General features: G+C 47.6%; 25 protein-coding genes. 16 read left to right on the top strand and 9 right to left on the bottom strand.

From position 1 onward, the window contains the following. Window positions 1–61: 61 nt before the first annotated feature. Window positions 62–898, bottom strand: a complete 837-nt coding sequence (locus LPW36_RS03640; protein WP_230608114.1) for a 3-hydroxyacyl-CoA dehydrogenase NAD-binding domain-containing protein — start codon at window positions 896–898, stop codon at window positions 62–64. Window positions 899–1,145: 247 nt separating this feature from the next. Further along, window positions 1,146–1,514, bottom strand: coding sequence for an HMA2 domain-containing protein (locus LPW36_RS03635; protein WP_230608113.1), 369 nt, complete (start codon window positions 1,512–1,514; stop codon window positions 1,146–1,148). Window positions 1,515–1,776: 262 nt separating this feature from the next. Here LPW36_RS03635 and LPW36_RS03630 point away from each other — a divergent pair, with 262 nt between their 5' ends. From LPW36_RS03630 to LPW36_RS03610, 5 genes are read left to right on the top strand one after another with little or no spacing between them, the layout of a single operon-like run. After that, window positions 1,777–2,109, top strand: coding sequence for an HMA2 domain-containing protein (locus LPW36_RS03630; RefSeq protein ID WP_230608112.1), 333 nt, complete (start codon window positions 1,777–1,779; stop codon window positions 2,107–2,109). 14 nt (window positions 2,110–2,123) lie between these two features. Further along, window positions 2,124–2,783: a hypothetical protein gene (locus LPW36_RS03625; protein WP_230608111.1), complete on the top strand. Its 660-nt coding sequence runs from the start codon at window positions 2,124–2,126 to the stop codon at window positions 2,781–2,783. After that, on the top strand, window positions 2,776–3,090 hold the full coding sequence (locus tag LPW36_RS03620) for a magnetosome protein MamC family protein (protein ID WP_130590576.1): 315 nt from the start codon (window positions 2,776–2,778) through the stop codon (window positions 3,088–3,090). Before LPW36_RS03625 ends, LPW36_RS03620 begins: the two co-directional genes overlap by 8 nt. Next, entirely contained in the window at window positions 3,074–3,385 is a 312-nt protein-coding gene (locus LPW36_RS03615; RefSeq protein ID WP_230608110.1) for a YtxH domain-containing protein, read from the top strand. The genes LPW36_RS03620 and LPW36_RS03615 overlap by 17 nt, the downstream gene beginning before the upstream one ends. Before the next feature lie 8 nt (window positions 3,386–3,393). Next, window positions 3,394–5,463, top strand: a complete 2,070-nt coding sequence (locus LPW36_RS03610; protein WP_230608109.1) for a heavy metal translocating P-type ATPase — start codon at window positions 3,394–3,396, stop codon at window positions 5,461–5,463. A gap of 160 nt (window positions 5,464–5,623) precedes the next feature. Here LPW36_RS03610 and LPW36_RS03605 read toward each other — a convergent pair whose 3' ends face one another. From LPW36_RS03605 to galR, 4 genes are all read right to left on the bottom strand, one after another. Next, window positions 5,624–6,223, bottom strand: a complete 600-nt coding sequence (locus LPW36_RS03605; RefSeq protein ID WP_230608108.1) for a histidine phosphatase family protein — start codon at window positions 6,221–6,223, stop codon at window positions 5,624–5,626. A 398-nt stretch (window positions 6,224–6,621) separates the two neighbouring features. Then, window positions 6,622–6,897 carry a type II toxin-antitoxin system RelE/ParE family toxin gene (locus LPW36_RS03600; RefSeq protein ID WP_230608107.1) on the bottom strand — a complete coding sequence of 92 codons (276 nt, stop codon included), beginning with the start codon at window positions 6,895–6,897 and terminating at the stop codon, window positions 6,622–6,624. Between the two features lie 3 nt (window positions 6,898–6,900). Next, on the bottom strand, window positions 6,901–7,149 hold the full coding sequence (locus tag LPW36_RS03595; RefSeq protein ID WP_230608106.1) for a CopG family ribbon-helix-helix protein: 249 nt from the start codon (window positions 7,147–7,149) through the stop codon (window positions 6,901–6,903). Between the two features lie 318 nt (window positions 7,150–7,467). Beyond that, complete coding sequence (gene galR / locus LPW36_RS03590; protein WP_230608105.1) at window positions 7,468–8,469, bottom strand: HTH-type transcriptional regulator GalR; 1,002 nt, start codon at window positions 8,467–8,469, stop codon at window positions 7,468–7,470. Between the two features lie 409 nt (window positions 8,470–8,878). Between galR and aas the strand changes: the two genes are divergently transcribed. Both aas and lplT read left to right on the top strand, forming a co-directional pair. Further along, window positions 8,879–11,035 carry a bifunctional acyl-ACP--phospholipid O-acyltransferase/long-chain-fatty-acid--ACP ligase gene (aas, locus tag LPW36_RS03585; protein ID WP_230608104.1) on the top strand — a complete coding sequence of 719 codons (2,157 nt, stop codon included), beginning with the start codon at window positions 8,879–8,881 and terminating at the stop codon, window positions 11,033–11,035. After that, complete coding sequence (gene lplT, locus LPW36_RS03580) at window positions 11,032–12,234, top strand: lysophospholipid transporter LplT (RefSeq protein WP_230608103.1); 1,203 nt, start codon at window positions 11,032–11,034, stop codon at window positions 12,232–12,234. The genes aas and lplT overlap by 4 nt, the downstream gene beginning before the upstream one ends. Before the next feature lie 89 nt (window positions 12,235–12,323). Here lplT and LPW36_RS17745 read toward each other — a convergent pair whose 3' ends face one another. Then, window positions 12,324–12,455 (bottom strand): hypothetical protein, encoded by a 132-nt coding sequence (locus tag LPW36_RS17745; protein ID WP_268991493.1) that lies wholly within the window; start codon window positions 12,453–12,455, stop codon window positions 12,324–12,326. A gap of 291 nt (window positions 12,456–12,746) precedes the next feature. Beyond that, complete coding sequence (gene mutH, locus LPW36_RS03575) at window positions 12,747–13,433, bottom strand: DNA mismatch repair endonuclease MutH (RefSeq protein WP_230608102.1); 687 nt, start codon at window positions 13,431–13,433, stop codon at window positions 12,747–12,749. Window positions 13,434–14,142: 709 nt separating this feature from the next. On the opposite strand from mutH, the gene rppH reads away from it, so the two are divergent. The 7 genes from rppH to LPW36_RS03540 all read left to right on the top strand — a co-directional run bounded on the left by rppH (window position 14,143) and on the right by LPW36_RS03540 (window position 18,714). Further along, window positions 14,143–14,679: an RNA pyrophosphohydrolase gene (gene rppH, locus LPW36_RS03570; RefSeq protein ID WP_230608101.1), complete on the top strand. Its 537-nt coding sequence runs from the start codon at window positions 14,143–14,145 to the stop codon at window positions 14,677–14,679. A 226-nt stretch (window positions 14,680–14,905) separates the two neighbouring features. Then, a complete protein-coding gene (lgt, locus tag LPW36_RS03565; protein ID WP_230608100.1) occupies window positions 14,906–15,784 on the top strand; it encodes a prolipoprotein diacylglyceryl transferase in 879 nt (292 codons plus the stop codon). Window positions 15,785–15,791: 7 nt separating this feature from the next. Continuing rightward, window positions 15,792–16,586 carry a thymidylate synthase gene (gene thyA / locus LPW36_RS03560; RefSeq protein ID WP_230608099.1) on the top strand — a complete coding sequence of 265 codons (795 nt, stop codon included), beginning with the start codon at window positions 15,792–15,794 and terminating at the stop codon, window positions 16,584–16,586. Between the two features lie 194 nt (window positions 16,587–16,780). After that, the gene (locus tag LPW36_RS03555) at window positions 16,781–17,299 is read left to right on the top strand and encodes a prepilin-type N-terminal cleavage/methylation domain-containing protein (RefSeq protein ID WP_230608098.1); all 519 of its coding nucleotides are present in this window, start codon (window positions 16,781–16,783) and stop codon (window positions 17,297–17,299) included. Then, the gene (locus LPW36_RS03550) at window positions 17,293–17,898 is read left to right on the top strand and encodes a prepilin peptidase-dependent protein (RefSeq protein WP_230608097.1); all 606 of its coding nucleotides are present in this window, start codon (window positions 17,293–17,295) and stop codon (window positions 17,896–17,898) included. Before LPW36_RS03555 ends, LPW36_RS03550 begins: the two co-directional genes overlap by 7 nt. Before the next feature lies 1 nt (window position 17,899). Continuing rightward, window positions 17,900–18,370 carry a DUF2509 family protein gene (locus tag LPW36_RS03545; protein WP_230608096.1) on the top strand — a complete coding sequence of 157 codons (471 nt, stop codon included), beginning with the start codon at window positions 17,900–17,902 and terminating at the stop codon, window positions 18,368–18,370. Beyond that, window positions 18,358–18,714: a prepilin-type N-terminal cleavage/methylation domain-containing protein gene (locus LPW36_RS03540; protein ID WP_230608095.1), complete on the top strand. Its 357-nt coding sequence runs from the start codon at window positions 18,358–18,360 to the stop codon at window positions 18,712–18,714. The genes LPW36_RS03545 and LPW36_RS03540 overlap by 13 nt, the downstream gene beginning before the upstream one ends. Before the next feature lie 69 nt (window positions 18,715–18,783). On the opposite strand, the gene LPW36_RS03535 is transcribed toward LPW36_RS03540, so the two are convergent. Next, on the bottom strand, window positions 18,784–19,881 hold the full coding sequence (locus LPW36_RS03535; RefSeq protein ID WP_230608094.1) for an NADH:flavin oxidoreductase/NADH oxidase: 1,098 nt from the start codon (window positions 19,879–19,881) through the stop codon (window positions 18,784–18,786). Window positions 19,882–20,241: 360 nt separating this feature from the next. Here LPW36_RS03535 and recC point away from each other — a divergent pair, with 360 nt between their 5' ends. Both recC and ptrA read left to right on the top strand, forming a co-directional pair. After that, window positions 20,242–23,622 carry an exodeoxyribonuclease V subunit gamma gene (recC, locus tag LPW36_RS03530; protein ID WP_230608093.1) on the top strand — a complete coding sequence of 1,127 codons (3,381 nt, stop codon included), beginning with the start codon at window positions 20,242–20,244 and terminating at the stop codon, window positions 23,620–23,622. A 156-nt stretch (window positions 23,623–23,778) separates the two neighbouring features. Further along, window positions 23,779–26,658 carry a pitrilysin gene (gene ptrA / locus LPW36_RS03525; RefSeq protein ID WP_230608092.1) on the top strand — a complete coding sequence of 960 codons (2,880 nt, stop codon included), beginning with the start codon at window positions 23,779–23,781 and terminating at the stop codon, window positions 26,656–26,658. Window positions 26,659–26,660 lie beyond the last annotated feature (2 nt).

Raw genomic sequence — 26,660 nt, 5'->3', positions numbered from 1 at the left:
TATAAGAGCACCCTAGCCCGATTGGTGCTGTAATCGGGCATCCAATCGTCGGGGGTTGATATCAGGCGTAACGATAAAATCCTTTCTTACTCTTTCTTCCCAATGCTCCACCTCTGACCATTTTACGAAGCAAAATGTGAGGGCGATATTTTGAGTCTCCGGTTTCTGAGTACAGCACTTCCATAATAGCAAGACAGACATCCAGACCGATTAAGTCGCCCAGAGCCAACGGCCCCATAGGATGATTCGCCCCCAGCTTCATGGCGGTGTCGATATCTTCTGCGCTGGCGGTGCCATCGGCATAGATACCAATGGCTTCATTTACCATCGGTATCAGCACCCGGTTGACGATAAAACCCGGTGCGTCTTTAGAAATAGCGGCAACTTTCCCCACTTGCTGAACGATCGCCTGCATTTTGCTGATCATCTCATCGGTGGTACCTAAACCCACGACAATTTCTACCAGAGCCATCACCGGTGCAGGGTTGAAAAAATGCAACCCGATAACCTGGCGATCCAGCCCGGCGCTGAGTTCAGTAATGGATAGTGAAGAGGTGTTAGAGGCGAAAATGGCGTCGGGTCGACAGATGTCTTTTAGTTTATTAAAAAGCTGGCGTTTAATGTCAATATTCTCGACTATCGCCTCAATGATCAGGTCACAGTTAGAGACATCTTCTGGCAGGCCGGGAGTAATATTGGCGGCGATTGTTTTAGCCGTATCTGCCACCATTTTATCTTTATCTACCAGCTTGTTCAGCGAGGCGATAATGTTGTTTTTTCCCTTTTCTGCGAACTCTTGCTTAATATCAGCAAGAACCACCGTGAAGCCTTCTGCTGCGGCAAACACCTGAGCAATACCCGCACCCATCGCACCCGCACCGATAACGCCTATTTTCATATTCTGTCCTTCTTATTTTCAAATCGTTGGGAGTTATTTATACGCAGATCTCAATTATATCTTGCCGTTCGAAAGAGGACTGTGTCGGGAGGCGCAGTTTCTTTATCTGATATTTGATGACCGGATAACCAGAGACAGAGAGAAAAGCAGAGGTTGATGAAGAGCGGGCAGGGGGAATTGGGCTGTCCCGTCCTAAAAAACTGTCAACGTATTTTAGGACGGGACACAGGAAGAATGAGGGCGTTATTTATCTGGCGATGGCTGCTACAGCACTGACCAGTGAACCACCTAACGTGCGCTTCAGCGTAGTTAAGGCAATACCTTTTAATAAGGTTTTAGCCCCCAGACGTACCGCATTATTAATAAAGTCGCGTTCTTCACTATTTTCCAGCCAGCCATAGCTTTCTACCGTTTCCAACAGCGCAGCAGCGCTGATGACTTTGCTGTCAAAACGAATTGCCACAGAACCTGCATAGCGACGGTATTGAATCTCTTTGATTCCCGGCACTAAATCCAACTTTGCAATCAAGTTTGTCACTTCAGCAGCGTGCTGTTGAATATAATCAGAACGAATGCGAACGCGGTTTTGTGTCTGATGAACATATGGACTACTCATGATGGCCACCTGAATGATAAAGATAACGAGAATAATTTACATTAAGCTTTGAGCACTGTCCAGTACTGTTATTAACCAATTTTTGTGTAATATCTCTACTTCTTTATGCTAGGGTCTTTCTGTTTTTCGGCATAAATCTGATTTACTTCCAAACCGGGGCGTTTAAGTGTTTTAAATCATCAGGTCACGTCATATGATAGCCATAACTAATATGACTCCTTATTCTGCTGCGGCGGAATAGTTGATTTTTTTAGGATGTAAAATGAGTTCTGATAGTTATAGTGGGTTAATGGCGCTACGCCGTTTTGTAACGCTTGCCCATCACATCCCTGGTCGAATCAGGCTGCGTTTTGCCAATAAGCTGGTGGCCGGGCTGAGTAAAAGTAAGTTATCTGCGTTAGAAGAGCTTTGCGGTAAGAATAACTGTTTACGTAGCTATACCCTTAATAGTGCAACCGGAAGTCTATTATTAGAGTATGACGCTAAACGTTTGCCGCCAAAGTTACTGGAACAGCTATTTGGTGATGACGATCGGGTTGCAGAGCAAGCGTTAACTGAAATTCTGCCAATTATCTCTCCGCCAGAGTCTAAATAAGTGAGGAACTGAAGATGGGAAAAGACAAGAAGAGTAACGATCAGGAAATCCCTGAATATCAAGGGATGCCGCCCTACGGGCCTTACGGTTATCCTTATTATCCTCCCTATCCTCAGCAGCAGGGGCAACCAATGCCACAGATGATGTGGCCACCTCATCCTCCGATGTGGAACCCAATGTGCGGTCAGCCTCCGATGGGCTATCCAATGCCTCCGCAATTTCAACAGTATCCTCCCCAGTTTCAACAGTATCCTCCCCAGTTTCAACAGTCCGCCCCACAGCAAATAGCGCCGGGTTTTGACTGGAGTGGACAGGCGCAAGGTATGGTTGAAGGCTTGATGGGAGAGCAGGCCGGATTATTTAAAAATATCATCAGTACTATTGGTGTTGATGATAAAGAGTTCTGGAAAGGCGCGATGATTGGTGCCGCTGCGGCGCTGATTTTAGGTAATGAAAGCGTACGCAATACGCTGCTGCAAACCTTTGCTAATGCCGGTGATATGTTGAAAAGTGGCGGGAGTAAAGTAAAAGAGGCGGCGGAAACCACCGCAGGCAGCGTTAAAGAGAGTGTCATGACCAGCGGTGCGATTTTCCGTGATACGGTTCAGGCTGGCAAAGAAGGCTTTCAGGAATCGGTAGAGCGTCACCGTGAACAGGAGAAGGCGGATGAGTAATAACAGCGACCGTATGAATCCTGCCAGCCGGGCGCTGATTGCTGGCGCTCTGGTTGGCGCAACGGCTTCCGGGGTAGAGCAGTGGCGTCAGTACCAGCGCGGTGAAAAGACGCTGGAGCAGGCGACCAGTAAAGTTCTGATTGATGCCACTAAAGCCGGTTTGGTGAGTGGTGCTGCCATGACGGTAGCTAACGCCACCGCAGGCCGCCCGGTACTGACACTGCTGACAGTACTCAGTGCAGGCGCTGCCGGACTGTACCTATTAGACTCAATGAATAAGCGAGGCGCAGATGAAACAGCCGAATAATCCTTATTACTATAACCCTTACTACAATCCTTACGCGCCTTACCCTATGGACCCATCGGCTCCACAAACCCCTTATCGTGCGGACAATAGTCGGGCTCATCTGATTACCGGTATTGTTGCCGGAGCCGCAATTGCTTATCTGTTGTCTAATCGCAATGTACAAAAGAGCATTGGTGCAACGGCGAATAAAGCCTGGGGTGCGGTTCGTGGTGAAGTGGAAGAGCTGAAAGAACGTCTGGCGGATGTACAGGCCGAGCTGGATTATTATCGCGAAAAAGATCAGGACAGCGAGTAATTGCCCTGATGACCCAATCATATTCTATTAAGCCGGTTCATCAGCTTCCCGGTCGATTGCGAGTACGCATTCTTCAGCTACGGGCGCAGCCGGATGTGGCCGGATGGCTTAAAACCCATCTGCTCTCTTTCACCGGGGTGAAAACGGTGCGTTTGCGCCCGGCAGCGGCGTCTGCCGTATTAACCTATCACACCAGCAAAACCGATGCGGAAAAGCTGTTGGCGCAGTTGAATGACATTGACTGGGATTCAGCGACTGACAGCGAGTACGAACCGGAATATTGTGGCGGTGATAATCTGCTTAATCTGGCCGGTCTGGCCGCCACTCAGTTTTTACCTAAACGCTGGTCTGCATTACCCGCCATTGCGTTAATGGCACCCACCATTGCTGAAGGCGTTGAGTCACTGTGCCAGCGAGAACTGAAGGTTGAAGTGCTGGATGCGCTGGCTCTAAGCCTGTCAATTGCCCGCGGTGATTATCGAACGGCCATGTTGACCCAGTCACTACTGACGTTGGGCGAATATTTTGAGCAGGAAACCAGCCGCCACTCAGACGAGCTACTGTCTGAGTTGATGCAGCCACAGTACCACTCGGTTTGGGTTGAGCGCGATGGTGAAAGCCAGGAAATTAATGCGGAAGCGCTGGTAAACGGTGACGTGATGCTGCTGGGGCCAGGCGATAATATTCCTGCTGACGGCAGTGTATTGCGTGGTATTGGTTTAATTAATCAGGCCTCCATGACCGGAGAAAGTGTGCCGGTACGTCGTGAAACCGGTGCCTGGGTATTTGCCGGAACTCAGGTTCAGGACGGTAACATTGCGGTTCGCGCTGAGCGAGTCGGTGATGAGTCTTCAACCGCCAATATCCGTCGTTTTATTACTGAGTCACTCGGACAGCGTAGCGAAACCCAGCAGGTTACCCAAAGAATGGCGGACCGTCGGGTCGCCATTACCCTGGGAGCGGGTGCAGGCGTATTTGCACTCACTCGCGACTGGAATCGTCTGGCCTCGGTATTTTTAGTCGACTATTCCTGTGCCTTAAAGCTGAGTACGCCCATTGCGTTTAAATCGGTGATGTACAAAGCGGCGACGTCCGGGCTATTGCTCAAAGGCGGGCGCGCCATTGAGCAACTGGCAGATATTGATACCGTGGTGTTTGATAAAACCGGTACCCTGACATACGGGGATATGTTGGTCACTAATGTGGTCAGTTTTGATCCAAAACATACCTGGGCTAAACGCCTGCTGGCAATAGCTGCTTCGGTAGAAGAGCATAGTAATCACCCGCTGGCGCGTGCGGTAGTCAGTGCAGCACAGCAGCATGAGCTGCCACATATTAACCATGGTGAAGTGGAGTATGTGATTGCCCATGGGCTGATTTCTGAACTTGACGGTAACCGCATGGTGATCGGTAGTCGTCACTTCCTGCGTGAACATTACCATATCGACTTCTCTCCGTTCCGGGAACAAATCGAGGAGCTGGAAGAACAAGGTCGCCATCTGTTGTTTATTAGCCTCAATGAACAGCTGGTAGGAATGATTGGCCTGCAGGATAACGTGCGCGATGAAGCGGCGCAAATTATCAGCCAACTACGTGAGTTGGGCATAAAGAATGTGATTTTGTTAACCGGCGATAAGCAGCATAAAGCTGGGCAAATGGCTAAAGATCTGGGCATTGACCAGTTCTTTGCTGAAGCAACGCCGGAAAGCAAAGTTAGCGTAGTTCAGTCATTACAGGAACAGGGCTGTCGCGTGATGTTTGTTGGCGATGGTGTTAATGATGCACCGGTACTGACCCAGGCGGATGTTGGTCTGGCGATGAACCAAAGCACCGAACTTGCCCAACAGGCGGCCGATGCGGTACTGCTGCAAGACTCCCTGCATGGCGTAGTGACGGCCCGCGAGCTGGCGGTTGACGCCATGAAACTGGTTAACAGCAATATCAAACTCACCGAGTGGATTAACAGCGCGATTATGCTGGCGGCAGCGATGGGGCGGTTATCCCCGACGTTAAGTGCCCTGTTGCATAATGGAACCACCATTGGTGTATTGCTGCGCTCACTTGCCGCGAGGAAATAGGAAAGGTGTCCGGCGGTCAGTCATCGTGATAGACATCAATAAGTGGTTGAATTTATCAGTAAGCCGTTTGGTCTGATAAAATTTTAGGGTGGTGAAGAGGCTTAACTTTTCACCACCCGGTTTGTTTTATCACTATCACGGTCAATTCAACCCGATCCTGTCAGGCATTACTCAATGTAGCCTGAGGTTGTAACTCTCCATGTAATTTTCTTACTTCTGCCGTCATTAGCGGGGCTAAGTCCCGATGCTGACTCAGTGGCATCTGCTGGAAATGGGTTAGCAGGATCTGTAGAGGATCGCCATGACCAACCAGTAAAATCTTTTTCTGAGCAAATTGTTGTTCCAGCGTCTGGATAAATGCCATTTCACGCTCACAAACGGCGTTGAGCTGTTCTACCTGAGCGAATGGCTCTGTAAGGCTTTCTGCGTCGTGCTTCCAGACCAGTGGGTAATGACTGTCATCCCGCAGTTCAAACTCGCCAAAATGGCGCTCGCGCAGCGCTGAAGCAGGCCTGGCCTGACGGTTAAAATAGTCGGCAACAATGCCTGCGGTTTCTGCTGTACGCTTAAAATCGGAATGAAAAATCAGATCCGGAATCGGGTAGGGCCAGTTTTCCAGAGTCTGGATAACCTGATTGATACCCACCGGGGATAGGCCATAGGCATGTTGTCCATGCTGAATATCACTGACAATGATCTTTTGCTGATTGGCTAAACTGTGGCCGTGACGCAGTACATAATATTGGTTTTTCAAAATCATTAGACCGTTCCTGTATTAATCGATTATCTGTTCTTGTAGGGGTGAAACTCTCGTCTCCCCCTATTCAGATTAGATTAATTTTTGGCGTACGCGAACAACAACCCATTCAGTTAACAAAACGACCACTAAAATACTCACCAGAATAGTGGCTACTCACTACCACTGAAACAGGTTCATTGCATCGTTGAGCACAACGCCAATACCGCCAGTACCCACTAAACCAGGTACCGCAGATTCCCGTAAGTTAATATCCCAACGGAACAGCATAATACTGACGAAAGCGGGTACTACCTGTGGTCAGAATTGTAAAATATTGAAGTTCAGTAGTGATAAATGAACCGTATCACTAAGAGAAATTATTGATATGAAAGTAAGGGCCTGATGTGCTGGTTTGAACGTCAGTGCTCCTCTTTTGTATGCCAGAGATCCAGAATGAAAATGTCATTATCTTTAACTTCATGGTGGATTTCGTAGTCGTCGAACAAAACCTTCCTCACTTCGCGAGGCTCATATCGTGTTTGTGGTACGCCAATCGCAGGACAACTTGTCAGGCTGGCGCTGCCAGCCATCAGACGTTCTAAAACATCATCAGCGCGTTGCCGACTGTATTGAAGGGCAAAACGATAAAGACGTTTCAGATCGTCCTGAGCTTTCCGCGTCCAGTAAATTTCCATTTATCAGGATTTCTTCAGGCGGTCAGTAAAATCCACCATGTCTGAATGGCTAACCACTCGTCCCGCGTCAACATCAGCCAGCCCAGCCTGCACGCTTTGATGTCGCCGTTCTCTTTCTGCCAGCATGGAAACTAATGCCTCTTTTATAATCCAGCTTTTTGAACGATCCAGCTCTGTAGCCAGATTTTCAACGGCAAGGGCCAGCTCAATGGGAATTTGAGCGCTGATGGTCTGTTTAGTATGAGAACCCATAAGAATTACCTCGTTTAATAACATTCAATAACTCCTATTAAGTTTAGCATGACAGCGCTCATAAAAACATCAACTCCTTTGTTGCCGAATGCATCCCGATAAAGTGGTTCACCACCAGGTTATCTATCGGTTGGAACCGCATTATGCGACGGATAACATAAGAGAAAAGCCCGAAAATAAAAATCAGGAAGATGGATCGCAATATTTATTGCTGTGGTTAACTTTTGATTTGAACAGGGGTGATAAGAAAAGCCTGACATCAGTGGCCCGGCTATTTGCAGGATGCTATGCCGTTAGTAGAGGAAATAAATGGGGGTTTTATAATAGTGGTGAGACGGAGTGTCTCTTCACCAGCGTGGGATGAAACAGATTAGTGACGTCTTTCAGCGTTTTCCCCTGAGCCAGCGCCAGTGCTAATTCTGCCGCCTGCTTTGCCATCGAGACCACCGGATAGCGAATGGTGGTTAATCCGGGGCGTAAATAGCGGGCGATCAGTACATCATCAAAACCAATCAGCGATATTTGCTCAGGCACCTGAATATTGTTATCGCTGAGTACTGAGAGGGCACCGGCGGCCATGGTATCGTTGTAGCAAACCACTGCGGTAATCTGTTGGTTTCTTTCTAACAGCTCTATCAGCGCTTTTTCTCCACCGCTTTCGTCCGGTGAAGCATAGGCAATGCGTTTGGTATTGATGGCAATTTGGTGTTCCGTCAGGGCATCCAGATAGCCCTGAAGGCGATCTTCCGCGTCGGATATCTTATGGTCAGAACAGATAATGCCAATATTACGGTGCCCCTGTTGGATAAGATATTGAGTAGCAAGATGGGCACCATAGCGATCGTCCAGGGCGATACAGCGGGATTCCAGTTCAGGCAGAATACGATTAATCAGCACCATTCCGGGAATATGGTTCATTAACCCTCGTAACTCCTCATCCCCCATCGCCTTGGCATGAACCACTAATGCGGCGCACTGGTGACGGATAAGCTGTTCAATAGCCTGACGCTCTTTATGCTCATCATGATAGCCATTACCAATCAGCAGAAAGTTACCGCTATCGCTGGCGACTTGCTCGGTGGCTTTTACCATGACGCCGAAGAAGGGGTCTGAAACATCGGAGACAATCAGGCCGATGGTACCGGTCGTCTGGCGTGCCAGCGCTCTGGCATTAGCATTAGGATGATACTGCAACTGCGCCATGGCGTTGAGCACCGATTCTCTGGTGGCTCCCCGGGCTTTTGGCGAGTTGTTAATCACGCGGGAGACCGTGGCAACAGAAACGCCCGCCAGTTTTGCTACATCTTTAATTGTTGCCATAGTTTGCCTGCCATCCGGATAAAAAGAAAACGTTTACATCGTGAAGTCTCACGGAAAACAGGGGTATTAGCAATATGAAATGTCACAAAATTGAAGAAAACACAAAAATTACATGCTTCGTTACACTTTGTGCGTCAATGTAGTCTTTTCAGGCTGGCTGTCCGTTATGACATGGGCTAGATTTGAGATCCCAGAGGTATTTATTGGTGAATATCTGGCGGCAACGTCAGAACCATTTACGGGATTACACCGACCTACGCGGATGCGTAGGTTTTTTTTTACTTCAGGAAAATATTGCTGGTTTTTTATTCGATTAAACAATTAATCGCGAACAGCAATAAAAATAGATTGTCTTAACCTGGAAATGGAGGTATCAACGCATATCGCGTTGTCCGATAGGGAGATTATAATGGTTTTACGGATTTTACGAGCGTTATGCCGCTTATGTTTTCGCGTGCGTGTTTATGGCGATACGGATTGCTTTAAACAGGAACGCATACTGATAACCCCAAACCATCTCTCTTTTATTGATGGTATCCTGCTGGCGTTATTTTTACCGGTTAAACCCGTTTTCGCTGTGTATAGCCTGTATACCGAGCGTTGGTTTATCCGCATATTAATGCCTTATGTGGATATTGTTCCTCTTGATCCTTCAAAACCCATGTCAATTAAAACGCTGGTGCGACAAATTGAGCACGGGCGTCCGATCGTTATTTTCCCGGAAGGCCGCATTACGGTTACCGGTTCCTTAATGAAGATTTATGACGGTGCGGCTTTTGTTGCCGCACGTTCTCAGGCAACGGTGATCCCTATTTGGCTGGAAGGTCTGGAATTCAGCTTTCTGAGCCGTTTGAAAGGTGTATTTAAACTGCGCCTGTTTCCGCAGGTTAATATTCACGTTTTGCCGCCGACCCGGGTTCCAATGCCCGATGCGCCAAAAGCGGCTCAGCGTCGTAAATTAGCCGGTGTTTGCCTGCATCAAATTATGATGGATGCCCGTATGGCAACCCGCCAGCGTGTGACGTTATATGAAGCACTGCTGGAAGCCCATACTCGCTATGGTATCGGCAAGACCTGTATTACCGATATTTCCATGAAAAATGACTCATATCGCACCCTGCTGAAAAAGTCGCTGGGTTTAAGCCGTATTATCGGCAAACTGAGTGAACCGGGGGAGCATGTAGGATTACTGCTGCCCAATATGGTGGTTACCGCCGCCGCCATTTTTGGCTGTTCACTAAGCGGCCGGGTTCCGGCGATGCTGAATTATACCGCCGGTGTTAATGGTCTGGAGAGTGCGTTAAAAGCGGCGCAGATAAAGACTATCGTCACTTCCCGGCAGTTTCTTGAAAAAGGAAAATTGACCTATCTGGCGGAACAAGTCACCGGTGCCAAATGGTATTTCCTGGAAGATTTGAAAGATACCGTTACCGGAGAAGATAAACTCTGGGTCCTGAAGCACCTGTTGTTCCCTCGAATGGCAATGGTGAAACAGAAACCTGATGATGCGGCAATTATTCTGTTTACTTCCGGTTCAGAAGGTAACCCAAAAGGCGTGGTTCATTCTCACGACAGCCTGTTGGCAAACGTTGAACAAATTCGTACTGTGGCTGATTTTACCGCGCAGGATAAGTTTATGTCAGCCTTGCCGCTGTTTCATGCTTTTGGCCTGACTGCGGGGTTATTGACACCGTTAATGACAGGTAGCAGCATCTTCCTTTATCCTAGCCCGCTCCACTATCGGGTGGTGCCTGAGTTGGTGTATGACCAAAACTGTAATGTGATGTTTGGTACTCCAACCTTTCTGAATAACTATGCCCGTTTCGCCCATCCTTATGATTTTGCCCGACTGCGTTATGTGGTGGCAGGTGCAGAAAAGCTGTCTACAGCTACCCGGGAGCTGTGGCAGGAGAAGTTTGGTATCCGTATTCTTGAAGGCTATGGTGTAACGGAATGCGCACCGGTACTGGCGATTAACGTACCGATGGCGGCTAAATCCCATACTGTTGGTAAGTTACTTCCGGGTATCCATTCGCGGTTGATTACCGTGCCGGGTATTGAGGAGGGTGGTCGTTTACAGGTGATGGGACCAAATATTATGAAGGGCTATCTGCGGGTTGAGAATCCGGGCGTGCTGGAGACGCCGTCGGCGGAAAACGCTCAGGGCGATATAGAGGCCGGTTGGTATGACACTGGCGATATTGTCTCTTTTGATAATGATGGTTTCTGTACTATTAAAGGCCGGGTGAAGTGCTTTGCTAAAGTTGCGGGGGAGATGGTTTCACTGGAAAGCGTTGAAGCCATTGCTAAAAAAGTGGCACCGGAGGCAGAGCATGCGGCAACAGTACGTAGCGATGCATCGAAAGGTGAATCCATCGTTCTGTTTACTACGACTGCGGACTTAGCGCGCGATGCTTTAAATCGTGCTGCTCAGGATCTTGGATTACCGGCGCTGGCGGTACCGCGCGATATTCGCGTAGTGAAATCGCTTCCTTTGCTGGGCAGTGGTAAGCCAGATTTTGTATCTCTGCGTAAACTGGCTGAAGAGCCTGTGGAGTCATTATGACCACTGTTGATGTGACGCCAAAACCATTGTTGAATCGCGCAATGGTGGCGGTCGCCAGCGCACAATTTTTATCAGCTTTCGGTGATAGTGCGTTGTTTTTTGCCACTCTGGGTGTTCTGATTCAGAAGGCTTACCCCCTGTGGAGCCATTCCACGCTGCAAATGCTGTTTATTGTGGCCTATGTGGTGCTGGCACCGTTTGTCGGACAGATTGCAGATAGCTTCTCCAAAGGGCGGGTGATGATGTTTGCCAACGGCATTAAGCTGTTGGGTGCGATAATCATTATTGGCGGTTTGGATCCGTTTTTTGGCTATACCCTGGTAGGGATTGGCGCAACGGCATACTCTCCGGCGAAGTACGGTATTCTTGGCGAAATTACCCATGGCGATCAACTGGTAAAAGCGAATAGTTTAATTGAGTCCTCAACGCTGGCAGCGATTTTGGTGGGCTCTTTGGTCGGGGGCTGGTTAGTGGATATTAGCCCTTATCTGGCACTGGCGGTGTGTTGTGCCGTTTATGCTGGCGCAGTGGTGGCAAACTGTTTTATTCCTCGTTTACCAGCGGCTCGTCCGGGAATGCGCTGGAATTTGAAGGAGATGGTGGTACATTTTGCCGACTCGGCCAAAATCTTATGGAACGATCGGGGCACCCGTATGTCTTTGGTGGGCACCAGCCTGTTCTGGGGGGCGGGTATTACTCTGCGCTTCCTGTTAATTCTGTGGGTGCCCATTGCTTTGCATATCGAAGGGCTACTGACACCAACGTTACTTAACGCCATGGTGGCGGTAGGTATTGTTATTGGCGCCGCTGCGGCTGCGAAGTGGATTACGTTGGACACGGTAAATCGCTGTATCCCTGCCGGGGTTCTGCTGGGGGCTGGTGTAGTGGTTTTCGTATTGCAGGGCAGTCTGCCGCTCTCTTATGCCATCCTGATGTTGATCGGCGTTTTCGGTGGATTCTTTATTGTACCGTTAAATACATTGTTGCAGCATCGGGGAAAACAGACCGTCGGTGCAGGCAATGCGGTTGCGGTACAAAACTTTAGTGAAAACGCCGCGATGCTACTGATGCTGGGGCTTTATACTCTGGCTGTTAAAGTCGATATGTCGGTGGTCGCCATTGGTTGTGCATTTGGTGGGCTGATAGTGGTGTCTATTGGCGGGCTGTGGTTGGTACAACTGCGACGCCAGAGAGGATAATCTTTCTAAACTTCTGCCGCGTGATTTAAACGCGCGGCAGAAGGTATCGCACTCAATAAAAGCATTTTATTTCAATATGGAAAGCGTTTTTACCGTTCTACGGTGTTAACCGTTACTGCCTGATTAAACCCATTATCATCAATCAGCAGATACTGTAAGTTTACCGCACCGGATACATTGCGCATTGCCGGATGCTTAAACTCATACTCTGCCGCGCTCAAAAGGCGGTGTCATCATATCCAGCTTCTGCCCGCTGGCGTATTGCTGATACACCATCCCTGTTATCATTGATAACAACAGGTTGCGTCGCTTAAATCAGTATGGATATTTGGTTAAATAATCCATCGCCTCTACATTTCCCGTGTAGTTGGGCTATAGACAGCCTTCGGCCTTATTAATAAAACACTCGGTTAGTTATGCGTTACATAGCAACGTGGCACGATAATACACGGTGATTATCGTGGTTTATATGTTGGTAAAAATATTGCTATCAAATTGGCCTAAGAAATTACTTATATTTGAAAGTGCCTGGATAGCAAAGCCATAGTAAATTTCTTTTTTAAATAGAACCCGCGAGGCAGTGTGGTAATCGGCTGTCCAAATTCACCTATAGCTTCGGTTAATACGCGGCTGTTTGCGGCTTTGGGACGGATTTGTAATACTTCGCCGTGGCGGGCGGTTATCGATTCCACTTTACCTAGTACAATCAGGTCCATCAGTTCTTCCCAATCATGCTTTAACTGTCGCTCTTCATGACTATCGGGACTCCACAATAACGCTGTGCCAACACGGCGCCGGGCTAAGGGAATATGTCTATCACCCTCTACCGGCACCCACAGAACGCGGCACAACTTTTTACGTAAGTAACTATTTTCCCAGGTAATACCGGTATTGCCGATTAGCGGAGCGACACAAACAAAGGTCGTTTCCAGCGGTTTGCCCTGTGCATTAACGGGAATAGTTTTTAATTCTACCCCCAGATGTGGGAAATCCTGTTCCGCTTTACTGCCAGCGCAGGCCCCAAGATAGTGTTCCAGCAGCATACCAACCCAGCCTTTGTCCCGCTTCAGGTTTTCAGGAATGGGTAATCCAGCGGCTTCGGCCAGCTCTTTCATGGTATAACCCGCCAGCGCGAGTGCACGCTGGTACAGTTGTTGTTCACTATCAGGGATATTGGGTGGCTGCGGATTGTTATACATCAAAGGCCCGTTTTTATTGATTCAACATTCTGTTTAATAATTAAACACTAATTTTTAGTGGATTTATCAATCGTCAAATATCTGAAGATAACTCTTATAATGACATGATTTATAAAATTATTTTTATTTTTTATTCACTAAGTTTATCTATCATATCGGAATTTATATGTGATAAGCCACCGACAGTGAACAGGATCTTACACTATGTTATCCACAGCTTCCTTGGATAACTCTAAAAACGTCAAGTCCTGATGCGGTTTTTTACCTTGACTAAAGGTTTTTTTTGCGCATAAGTTGGGGTGTTGCTCAAGTTTTTACCATGTGTTGTGGATAAAATCGACGAAGAACGTTTTTTGAGCATGAATAAACGACCGGGTAATTTAAAGGTAAATAAAATAGTTTTCAGGATGATGTAAATTATTTTATATAATTGAAACTTAATGTTTTTTTTGATTTTATTGGTGGGGTTGATACCGGGTTTTAGAAAGTTCTACCCACATTGTTATCGGGTTCTTCACATAGATATCCACAGTAAAAGTGAATAACCCGTCGATTTACAACGCATTTTTGTTTATAACTTTGCGTGTTGTGTCAAGTTATTCTCAGATTGATTATCACCGCATAGATATGACACAGAGGTTTACCGCTTGTGCGTAGTATGAAACAATCAGACCATCTTTAAGATTTTATGCTTATTTGAGGTAGTCCAGTGATCGATGATGATGGCTACCGCCCGAATGTTGGTATCGTAATTTGTAATAAACAAGGACAAGTTTTGTGGGCCAGACGTTTTGGTCAACACTCCTGGCAGTTTCCGCAAGGGGGGATCAACCCCGGAGAAACGCCAGAACAGGCAATGTACCGAGAGCTTTTCGAGGAGGTAGGACTGAGTCGAAAAGATGTGCGCATCCTGAGTTATACACGAAACTGGTTACGATATAAGTTACCTAAACGTTTGGTGCGTTGGGATACCAAGCCCGTTTGTATTGGTCAGAAGCAAAAATGGTTTTTGTTACAGCTGTTAAGCAGTGAAGCAGATATCAATATGCAGCGTAGCGGCACACCCGAGTTTGATGGCTGGCGCTGGGTTAGCTACTGGTATCCGGTTCGTCAGGTAGTCTCTTTTAAACGCGATGTTTATCGTCGCGTGATGAAGGAGTTCTCACCGGTGGTTATGGTATTGCAGGAAGCAAAACCTCCGCGAACCCATCCTCCCCATCGCCGCAAAAAAGGTGAGGGAAGGTGAGTCAATTCGTTAGCCTCACAATGTTGTGGGGCTAATTTATTTCAGGCTGATGAATAAGCGTTTTGTCAGCTGATGTGTTAAAAAGTAAATGAACGTGAATAACTTGTCTGTTCTGATGAATGTTTTCCCGGCTATGGTATGATGAACGGATTCCGACTTATTTTTAAGTCAGACAGTGTCAACTTAACCCCCTATTCAATATTGAACTCGTACTAAATGGTGAGTGATGAACTCTAATTTTCTGGAATTTCCTAAATTTGACCCGATCATTTTTTCTTTAGAACCTACATTACCCCTCTCTTTACGCTGGTACGGTATGATGTATCTGATCGGGTTTGTCTTTGCCTTATGGCTGGCAAATCGCCGGGCTAAACAACCGGGCAGCGGCTGGACTAAAGATGAAGTCGAAACCATGTTATATACCGGTTTTCTGGGGGTTTTCGTTGGTGGTCGGGTAGGCTACGTTCTGTTTTATGACTTTCCGAGCTTTTTGGCTAATCCTCTGTATCTGTTTAAGGTATGGGAAGGCGGAATGTCGTTCCACGGCGGCTTACTGGGTGTGATTGCAGTGATGTTCTGGTTTGCTCGCCGCACCAAACGCACTTTCTTTCAGGTTTCTGATTTTATTGCCCCGTTGATTCCGTTTGGTTTAGGAGTAGGGCGCGTGGGTAACTTTATTAATGGCGAACTTTGGGGGCGGGTAACCGATTTCTCCTGGGCCATGCGCTTTCCTACTTCAAGAGCGGCCGACCAACTATTTGCTGAACAAAATCCCCAATGGCTTCCTTTTATGCAAGATGGGATGTTGCCGCGCCACATGTCACAACTGTATGAGATGTGTCTGGAAGGTATCGTTCTGTTTGTGATTCTGAACCTGTTTATCCAGAAAAAACGCCCAATTGGTAGCGTGTCAGGCCTGTTCCTGATTGGTTATGGTTCATTCCGTTTTATTATTGAATTCTTCCGCCAGCCGGATGCTCAACTGGGGCTGTTTAGCAACTTCTTCAGCATGGGGCAACTGCTCTCTTTACCAATGATCATTATCGGTATTCTGATGATGGTTTGGGCGTACCGTCGCCCGCAGACTTCGAAACAACAAGCATAGGATAACCATGAAACAGTATCTGGAATTAATGCAAAAAGTCCTGAATGAGGGCACAAATAAATCTGACCGTACCGGTACCGGTACGCTGTCGATCTTTGGTCATCAGATGCGTTTCAATTTGCAAGATGGTTTTCCGCTGGTGACAACTAAGCGTTGCCATATCCGCTCTATTGTTCATGAACTGCTATGGTTTCTGAAAGGTGAAACCAACGTTGCTTATCTGCATGAAAACAATGTCAGCATTTGGGACGAGTGGGCAGATGACAATGGCGATTTAGGCCCGGTTTATGGTAAACAGTGGCGCGCCTGGGGTGCGGCCGACGGTCGTCAGATCGATCAAATCACTCGAGTGGTTGAGCAGTTGAAACAGGATCCGGATTCGCGCCGTATTATCGTTTCTGCCTGGAACGTGGGTGAATTGGACCAAATGGCGCTGGCACCTTGCCATGCTTTCTTCCAGTTTTATGTGGCGGATGGCAAGCTTTCTTGCCAGCTTTATCAGCGCTCTTGTGATGTATTCCTGGGGCTACCATTTAATATCGCCAGCTATGCATTGCTGGTGCATATGATGGCGCAGCAGTGCGATCTGGAAGTGGGTGATTTCGTCTGGACCGGTGGGGATACTCATCTGTATATGAACCATATGGAACAAACTCATTTGCAGCTTAGCCGTGAGCCGCGGGCGCTGCCAAAACTGGTGATTAAGCGCAAACCAGCCTCTATTTTTGATTATCAGTTTGATGATTTTGAGATTGAAGGATATGACCCGCATCCGGGAATTAAGGCGCCAGTAGCGATTTAAATCAAAATCAGTTAATCAAATAATCCATCCCCGATATGGCAAGCCCTGTCGGGGATTTTTTTAATCTAGCTTATTGCGACATAGCTCGAAAATATATTTAACCGTCACATTGTTACATTAAATTGTCTGGTGGCGCTTCCCATCTTTTTACTCTCCTTCTGTTGTCCTGTCTGATGCTGTTTTACCCTGGCGTTATGAAACGATATTTACCTGATGGGCAACGTGGTATGACGCTAATTGAAATATTACTGGTTATCACTATTACGGCGATTCTCTCATTGACGGGAATTTCCGGTTGGCAAAACTATCGGCAACGGGCTGCACTGGAACAAAGTAGCGCGGGGCTTCTGGCTTTTTTAACCCGCGTTCAGGCGACGGCTAACTGGCGTAATCAGACTTATCTGTTGCAGGTAGGCAAACTGGGAACTCGCGGTTGTATCGCAGCCAGTCAAACAAAGCGCGATGGTGAATGCGATAGCGACAGTGGGTTACGCTTTGTTTTACCGGAGTCCACTATTGGTTTAGAAGTTAGTCATTCTGATATTGGCTTTGGCTTCTACGGCATACGAAATACCGCGGGTACCGGGCATATTGTGGTATCGAATCAGGCGGGAAGAGTGAAGGTGATTCTGTCTGCTAAAGGGCGGTTGCGCCGCTGTAGTGAGAGCATCAATGGTCAGCAACCCTATTTACCGGGTATCACTCCGTGTTAATAAAAAATGCTCAGGGTGGCTTTTCATTAGCTGAAATGTTGATGGCAATGCTGATTAGCAGCATGATGATAGTGAGTGTTGCCGCCATGTATCCTGCATTACAGCGGCAGAGTTTAACACTGTATAGGCTCTATCGTCTGGAACAGACTATGGGGCAGGTGCTAATGGCCATAGCAAAGGATTTACGTCGGGCTGGATTTCTGTTTAAAGAAGGAAAAGAGCGGGTATCTGAAGCCCTGTTCATCGGTCAACATTCTCAATCTGTAGCGGGAAGCTGTCTGATTATTCGCTACGATCTTAACCATAACGGTGTCATCGATTCTGTTGATTCCGCAACATCAGAGCATTTTGCTTACCGCTGGCTAAACAACAGTATTGAGCAGCATCGCAGCGCTAAAGATTGCCAGGGTAATGGATGGGAGAAGTTATTAGATCCCGCTGAAATAGTTATCACTCACTTTTCTGTTCGGTCAGGAGGTCATTCATTGAACAGCGCCGGGAAACAGACGGCCTATTACCTGATCGTATTAGAGGGGCACTGGAAACGCTGGTCATCAGTGAAACGTCGTTTAACGCTAAGGGTACGGGGAGTGCGTTGACATGCTAAGAGGAAGATGTGAGTTGATGGCTAATCAACAAGGCTATAGCACCATTGTTATGGTGATGCTGCTAATGTTATTTGGGACTTTAATGCTTAAAGGGCAGAGCGATCAGTTGCTGGTTCAGGTAAAGATCTATGCCGATGAACGGCGCTATTTTCACGCTTATCATCAGGCGCTCTCTTCGCTTTCATGGGCATTATCTCAACGTTGGTTGGCGCTAAACCGCGAGTGGCAATGCAAGAAAGCTGAAAATCATCAACTCTCATCCTGCATTCGCCCACTTAATAATACTGAGATTCTCATTCGGGGAGAGGGGAATATGGGAAGTAACCAGCCTCTCCTGGTACTGTTTCAACTGGCAGGCAGGTTTGACAATCAGTCTTCTGGTGAGGGTATAAAGCTACAACCATTACCTCATGGGAGAATAGACTTCTGCCCACTTAAGGTACCGGCAGAATGCACTCCTTAAATATATTGCGACAGGGTGGGTTTAGCCTGTTGGAAGTCCTTATCTCTATGTTGCTATTCTCTATTACCATTATGGGGCTGTTAAGCTATCAACAGGTACTTCTGGCACAATTCAATCTCTACACCGATAGCCAATATGCATGGCGCCTTGCGGCTCAGGCATTAGATATCTATCCCGACCTTATTGAACAGGAACCAAAGCTTAAATCAGGGCAATGGCACTTAAACATACTGACAGCTCCCATGGGAAATGGTTGCCAGAAAATTACTGCGCAGGTAATGATGCCGGGAAAGCAGAGCGTGGAATTGGAGAAGTGGCAATGCGATGAGTCAGTAAATCAATAGCAGATGATGTTGCCACTGACCGCTTTCACCATTCAGGTTTATATAATAATGAAAGCGGGTCAGTATGCATTAATCTTCAGTAAACAGCCCCTTTACTCGATGAGGCTGTGAACGCCAGTACTGTTTGGGTACGCTAACCTGAGCACCAAGTGCCGCCGCGGCATGCCACGGCCAGTGTGGGTTATATAAGATCCCTCTGGCCAGCGCGACCATATCCGCTTCACCGGTAGCGATAATAGCTTCGGCCTGCTCCGGTTCAGTAATCAGGCCTACGGCGATGGTTGGCATTCCTACTTCTGCTTTGATCCTGCGGGCAAAGGGAACCTGATAATTAGGGCTGAGAGGAATATGCTGCTGGGCCGACAGGCCACCGCTGGAGACATGAATATAATCACAACCCAGCGCTTTTAACTGGTGACAGAGCGTTAGCGATTGTTGCAGATCCCAGCCATTTTCCACCCAGTCACTGGCAGAAATTCGTACACCAACAGCTTTATCCGCTGGCAGTACTTTACGGATCGCAGCGAAAACCTCCAGCGTCAGACGCATACGATTTTCCAGCGAGCCACCGTATTGGTCTTCCCGATGGTTTGAAATGGGAGACAAGAATTCATGCAGCAGGTAGCCATGAGCAGCGTGAATTTCGATGACTTCAAATCCCAGTTTATCGGCTCGTTTAGCCGAATGGGCAAAGGAAGCGATGATGGAGGTAATACGCTCCTGAGTCAGTGCTTTGGGTTGAGCTGAATGTTTATCAAATGGAATGGCGGAAGGAGCGACCGGCTGCCAGCCACCGTTTTCTGGCGTTACGGCAGGACCCGGTTGCCAGGGAACCGGCATTGATGCTTTTCGACCCGCGTGGGCCAGTTGGATACTCAACGGCATAGAAGAGTATTTCCTGACGGCTTGTATGGTGGTGGTTAAGGCCTGTTCTGTTTCATCATTCCATAGCCCCAGATCGCCGGGAGATATACGGCCCTCCGGCTCAACCGCGGTGGCTTCAACAATCAATAGTCCCGAACCGGAAAAGGCTAATTGACCAAGATGAATGGTATGCCATTCCGTTGCTTTACCATCCTCGGCGGAATATTGGCACATTGGTGCAATAATAATACGGTTGGGTAAAACGACCGGCCCCAACTTAATTGGGGTAAATAGTTGACTCATGTCTGACACCTCCGGGTAAACAACCTAAACTGCCGACAGCATGATTTTTTTCGATAAAGCTCGAAATCTGTTAAATATCATCGTGCAGCCAAAGTTCGCTGATAGCATGATGGGTAAGTACGCTAACTAATATAGCAGCATCAATCAGATGAAGGGCAATGGTTCATGCTATGGTTTAGGGTAACGCTGATAATATCTTCAGCAACAGGCGAAATGACAGTAAAAATAGGTGGTTATCCATTGCCTGCTTTACACTATCGGCAAGAAGATTGAGAATTGTGCCCTTGTAAATGGCGACACCAGTGAAATCAGCCCGACTTTTTAACTAAAATGGGGCGTTATATAACTTCAGGAGCCCGGATGTTTACGGTTTACCACTCAAACCAGCTTGACCTGCTAAAAACGCTAACCACTGCGGTAATCGCCGGTAAACCGTTATCCAACCCCTTTGAACGAGAGATTATTCTGGTTCAAAGCCATGGTATGGCGCAGTGGCTGCAAATTGAGCTGGCAACTGAGTTAGGTATTGCAGCAAATATTGAGTTTCCGCTTCCGGCATCATTTATCTGGCAGATGTTTCAACAGGTTTTACCCGGAATTCCTCAGGAGAGCGCATTCAGTAAAGATGCCATGATCTGGAAGCTGATGCGGCTGTTGCCTTCAATGCTGGAACAACCTGAATTTATCGCACTATCGCGCTATTTAAGTGATGATGAGGATTTGCGGAAGTGCCATCAGCTAGCCGGGCGTATTGCGGATCTGTTTGACCAGTATTTAGTCTATCGACCTGAATGGCTGCGCAGTTGGGAGCAGCATGAACTGATTGATGGGTTAAACGAAGCTCAGGTATGGCAGGCGCCTCTCTGGCGAGCGCTGACCGAATATACCCATGATTTGCAGCAGCCGGGCTGGCACCGGGCAAATCTGTATCAACGCTTTATTGATACCCTGAACCATCCTGACTTTTCGCCGGATAAATTGCCTTCCAGAGTTTTTATTTGTGGAATATCCGCACTTCCTCCGGTGTATCTGCAAGCTTTGCAGGCATTAGGGCAGCATATTGATATTCATCTGATGTTTACTAATCCCTGTCGCTACTACTGGGGTGATATCCAGGATTATACTTTTCTGGCCAAACTTCAGGCCCGTAAAAGAAATAAAATAAATAATAAACAAAATATTGCGCTATTTCGCCATCCGGAGATGGCTGCATCATTATTTGACGAGCAGGGCAATCAGCAACTGAGTAATCCTCTGTTGGCCAGTTGGGGAAAACTGGGGCGTGATAACCTCTATCTGCTGGCACAACTGGATAAAATGCAGGAAGTTGATGCCTTTGTTGATATTGAACAGGAGTGCCTTTTGCACCGCATTCAGCGGGATATTCTCCAGTTAGAGGATCGGGCGCTGGTGATTAATAACCCAAACTCTCCGCTGAACAGTCAGGATAAACAGTTACTGGATCCCAACGATCGTTCGGTCAGCGTTCACGTGTGTCACAGTGCCCAGCGGGAAGTAGAGATACTGTACGACAGGCTGTTGACCATGCTGGATGATGATCCAACCCTGACGCTGAGGGATATCATTGTGATGGTGGCGGATATCGATAATTACACGCCATACATTGAAGCGGTTTTTGGCAATGCGCCGACAGAACGTTATTTACCCTATGCAATTTCTGATCGCAGCGCCAGTCAGGCGCATCCTGTACTGAGCGCATTTTTAATGCTGCTGGATTTACCTGAAAGTCGCTTTAGCGCCGAAGATATTTTGACGCTGCTGGAAGTGCCCGCATTAGCCCGACGTTTCCAGATTGATGAAGATGGATTGCGAATTTTACGCCAGTGGGTTGAAGAGGCCGGGATTCGCTGGGGGTTGGATGATGAGATGGTCAGCGATTTTGACTTACCGCCGACGGGGCAGCATACCTGGCGTTTTGGCCTGACCCGCATGTTATTAGGCTATGCGATGGATAGTCAGAGCGGCGACTATCAGGGCATTTTACCTTACGATGAGTCCAGCGGTCTTATTGCCGTTTTGGCGGGGCAACTGGCCGAGTTTCTGATGCAACTCTCCATCTGGCGTAAGCGCCTGATGGAGTCACATACTCTCACGGAGTGGCTGCCTTATTGTCATGAGCTAACGGAAGCCTTTTTTATTACCGATTTAGAGACTGAGCCCGTACTGGCATTGATTGAGCAGCAGTGGCAAAAGCAAATTGGCTTTGGTCTGGAGGCTAACTATAGTCAGGAAATTCCATTAACCGTTTTAAAAGATGATTTAGCTTCCCGGCTGGATAATGAACGCATCAGTCAGCGCTTTTTAGCCGGCCCGATAAATTTTTGTACTCTGATGCCCATGCGCTCCATTCCGTTTAAGGTAGTGTGCCTGTTAGGGATGAACGATGGCGTTTATCCACGCACATTGCCTCCATTGGGTTTTGACCTAATGGCCGTGCAATCGCGTAAAGGGGATCGCAGTCGACGGGATGATGACCGTTACCTGTTTCTTGAGGCTTTGTTATCGGCCCAACAAAAACTGTATATCAGCTATATTGGTCAATCTATTCAGGATAACAGCCCTCGGTACCCTTCCGTTCTGGTAACGGAATTGCTGGAATATATCGCTCAAAGCCACGTTCTGGCAGACGATGTGAATAGCGATCTGGAGAGGAGCGCTGAGAAGGTACATCAACATCTGCTATGCCACCATGCCCGGGTACCATTCAGCCAGCAGAATTTTATTGCAGGTAGCGAACAGCAAAGTTATGCCAATGAATGGTTACCCGCCGCTGAACGGCGGGGGGCTGCACCGGGTGAATTTGGGCAGCCGTTGGATAAAGTCGCTCTGGAGCAGGTTGAACTGGATGAACTACGCCGTTTTTACCGTAATCCGGTACGGGCATTCTTTCAGCAACGGTTAAATGTGAGTTTTACGTTTGATGAGCCAGAACTTCCGGACGAAGAGCCATTTTTAGTCGGAAATCTGCAACGTTATCAGCTTAATACCCTACTGCTTAATTGCCTGATTGAAGAGAACGATCCTGAGCTGCTGTTTGCCCGTTTTTGTTCTGCCGGCACCTTGCCGTTTGGTGCTTTTGGTGAACTCTTCTGGCAGGGGCAGATGCAGGATATGAGCGAGCTGGCGGAGCGGGTGAAACAGCAAAAGCAACCTTTTGACAATATTGAATTTGAAAAACAGATCGATGGTATTACGGTTAGCGGTTGGCTAAATCAGGTGCAGCAGGATGGTTTACTGCGCTGGCGGCCCGCCAAACTGACGGTGGCTGATGGTATATCCCTGTGGCTGGAACATCTGATCTACTGCATGAGCGGTGGGCAGGGGGAAAGCCGAATATATGGTCGGGATGGAACCGAGTGGCGCTTTGCTTCATTCCGTGTGGAAGAGGCAGAAAAGCATCTTTCAGCGTGGCTGAAAGGGTATCAACAGGGGCTGAGTTCACCACTGCTCTTGTTGCCCAAGAGCGCGTGGGCCTGGCTGGAAAGTTGCTATGATGTATCTGCGGGTCAAGTTTGTTGGGATGAATCAATACAGCAAAAAGCCAGACAGAAGCTGATTCAGGCATGGCAGGGCGGCCCACAGGTTAGCGGCGAGGGAGAAGACCCTTATCTGATGAGGCTGTTCAGAGTATTGGATGATAAATATTATCAACAGATTATTAGCGACAGTCAGCCCTATTTACTAACGTTAATGCGTTATCGATTGGAAAAATCTGACTAAAAAGTGAACCCTCTGCAACCGGGATGTCCAATTCATAGTTGGACGGTGGCGGGCAGAGGAGCAAATTTTGCCTGATGCGTGAGGCAGGTACAACGATCCGCTATGTTGTCCATTGTCTGTATTGGTTGTTATTCGGTCATTCCAGAAGGAAATCTAATGCGTAAGCTACATGCCTGGATCGCAGGCACCATACTGATGTTATCTTGTTGGGCACCTCTGGCATTTGCGGCTCAGGGGTGGAAGCCATTACCCGAGGAGATACAAAAAAGCGCGGGAGATGCGCGTGAGTATCAGGCAATTAAATTAGATAATGGCATGACGGTATTACTGGTATCCGATAGTCTGGCCAGCAAATCGCTGGCGGCTCTGGCTTTACCGGTAGGTTCGCTGGAAGATCCTGATAGCCAACTGGGGCTGGCCCACTATCTGGAACATATGGTTCTGATGGGATCAAAACGTTACCCGGAGCCGGACAGCATTTCTGAGTATCTTAAAAAACACGGTGGTAGCCATAACGCCAGCACCGCATCTTATCGTACTGCGTTCTATCTGGAAGTGGAAAATGATGCGTTGGCCCCGGCAGTCGATCGTCTGGCCGATGCTATTGCTGAACCCCGGTTAGATCCGGTATATGCCGATCGTGAACGTAACGCGGTGAATGCTGAGTTAACCATGGCCCGTTCCCGTGATGGTATGCGCATTGGGCAAGTCGGTTCGGAAACCTTAAACCCGGCTCACCCAACCTCACGGTTTTCTGGCGGTAATCTGGAAACGCTAAAAGATAAGCCGGGCAGCAAACTGCAGAATGAACTAAAAGCCTTTTACCAGCGTTACTATTCGGCCAATCTGATGGTAGGGGTTTTATATGGTAATCAGTCTTTAGCGGATTTGGCTAAACTGGCAAATGATACCTATGGTCGAATCAACAACCATAATGCAACGGTTCCACCTATTACCGTACCGGCCGCTACTGAAAAAGAGAAAGGGCTAATCATTCACTATGTACCTGCTCAACCGCGTAAACAATTGCGCATTGAGTTTCGTATCGCTAACAATGTGGCGGAGTTTCGCAGTAAAACCGATACCTATATAAGTTATTTAATTGGTAACCGCAGTGAGAATACCCTGTCAGACTGGTTGCGCAAGCAAGGGCTGGCAGACAGCATTGGTGCTGGTGTTAATCCGGTCGTTGACCGCAACGGTGGTGTATTCAGTATTGGTATTTCATTAACGGATAAAGGGCAGGCCAATCGCGATAAGGTGATTGCGGCAGTGTTCGACTATCTGAAAATGATTCGTCAGGAAGGTATTCGCAAAGATTACTTTGATGAAATTGCCCATGTGTTAAAACTGGATTTTCGTTATCCATCCATTACCCGCGATATGGATTATGTCGAATGGTTATCCGACACCATGCTGAATATTCCAATCCAAAATATTCTGGATGCTGATTATCTGGCGGATAAATACGATCCTAAAGCCATTGCTGTCCGTCTGGATGAAATGACGCCGGAGGCCGCGCGTATCTGGTTTATTAGCCCTGATGAACCTCATAATAAAACCGCCTATTTTGTTGATGCCCCTTATCAGGTTGACAAAATCAAGCCTGAACAGATTGAACGCTGGAAGGCTGAAGAGAAGCAAATCACGCTAAGTCTCCCGGCGCTTAACCCCTATATTCCGGATAATTTTAATCTGGTGGCAGAAAATAAAACTAAAGAGCCTCAGTTGGTACTGAATGAGGCGAATAACCGGGCCTGGTATATCCCAAGTAAATACTTTGCTGACGATCCTAAAGTGAATGTGACGCTGGCTTTGCGTAATGCTAAAGCGCAGGATAGTGCTCGCAATCAGGTGATGTTTGCTTTAACTGATTATTTGTCTGAGCAGGCGCTGTCTCAATTGAGCTATCAGGCTTCTGTTGGTGGGATCAGTTTCTCTTCTTCAGCCAATAACGGCTTACAATTTTCTGCATCAGGTTTCAGCCAACATTTACCTCGTCTGGTGAGTGCTCTGCTGGAGCAATATCGCAGTTTTACCGTAACGCCGGAAGAGCTGGAACAGGCCAAGTCATGGTATAGCGATCAGATGGAAGCGGCAGAAAAAGGCAAGGCTTATGAGCTGGCGTTGCAGCCGGTCAGAGCGATTTCTCAGGTTCCTTACACTGAACGTGATGAGCGTCGTAAGCTGATGGCTGATATTAAGGTTGACGACATCATTCAATACCGTAATCAACTGCTGACAAACAGCTCACCGGAAATGTTTGTACTGGGTGATATGACTCAGGAGCAGGTGAAAACTATGGCGCTAAACATTAGTAAACAGCTGGGCTGTCAGGGTTCCGGTTGGTGGCATGGTCAGAACGTAGTGGTAGAGAAAACCCAACAGGCGAACCTGATGAAGGCGGGCAGCAGTACCGATTCGGCGCTGGCAGCGGTGTATATTCCTGACGACTATGATGAAGTGCAAAGCATGGCGCGCAGCAGCCTGTTAACTCAGATTATTCAGCCGTGGTTTTATAATCAGCTAAGAACGGAAGAGCAGCTTGGCTACGCCGTGTTTGCTTTCCCGATGACCGTAGGCCGTCAATGGGGTGTTGGCTTCTTACTACAAAGTAATAATCAGACTCCGGCTCATCTGGAAGAACGTTATCTGAATTTCTATCAGATGGCAGATAAGAAACTTTCCGCCCTTAGTGATAAAGATTTTAATCAATATCGTCAAGCGTTGGTGAATGAACTGGAACAGCGTCCACAAACCATGGATGAAGAAACGGCCCTTTATCTGAATGATTTTAGCCGCGGTAACGACCGTTTTGATACACGTAAACAGGTATTGGAACAGGTGAAAAAATTGACCAGACAGGATATTCAAACCTTCTATCAACAGGCAGTAATGGCGCGTAAAGGGCTGTCGGTAATGTCCCAAATTATGGGGCAAGGCGATCTGAAAACCCAGTATGCAGAGCTGAAAGGTTGGGATGTGTATAAAGATGCCTCATCACTGCAGAAAACGTTACCGGTGAAGGTTCAGTGATA

Origin of the sequence: Limnobaculum eriocheiris (assembly GCF_021010575.1) — a bacterium.
Taxonomy (GTDB): domain Bacteria; phylum Pseudomonadota; class Gammaproteobacteria; order Enterobacterales; family Enterobacteriaceae; genus Limnobaculum; species Limnobaculum eriocheiris.
Note: the sequence above shows the minus strand (reverse complement) of the source record. Positions and strands in the feature narration are given on the sequence as shown.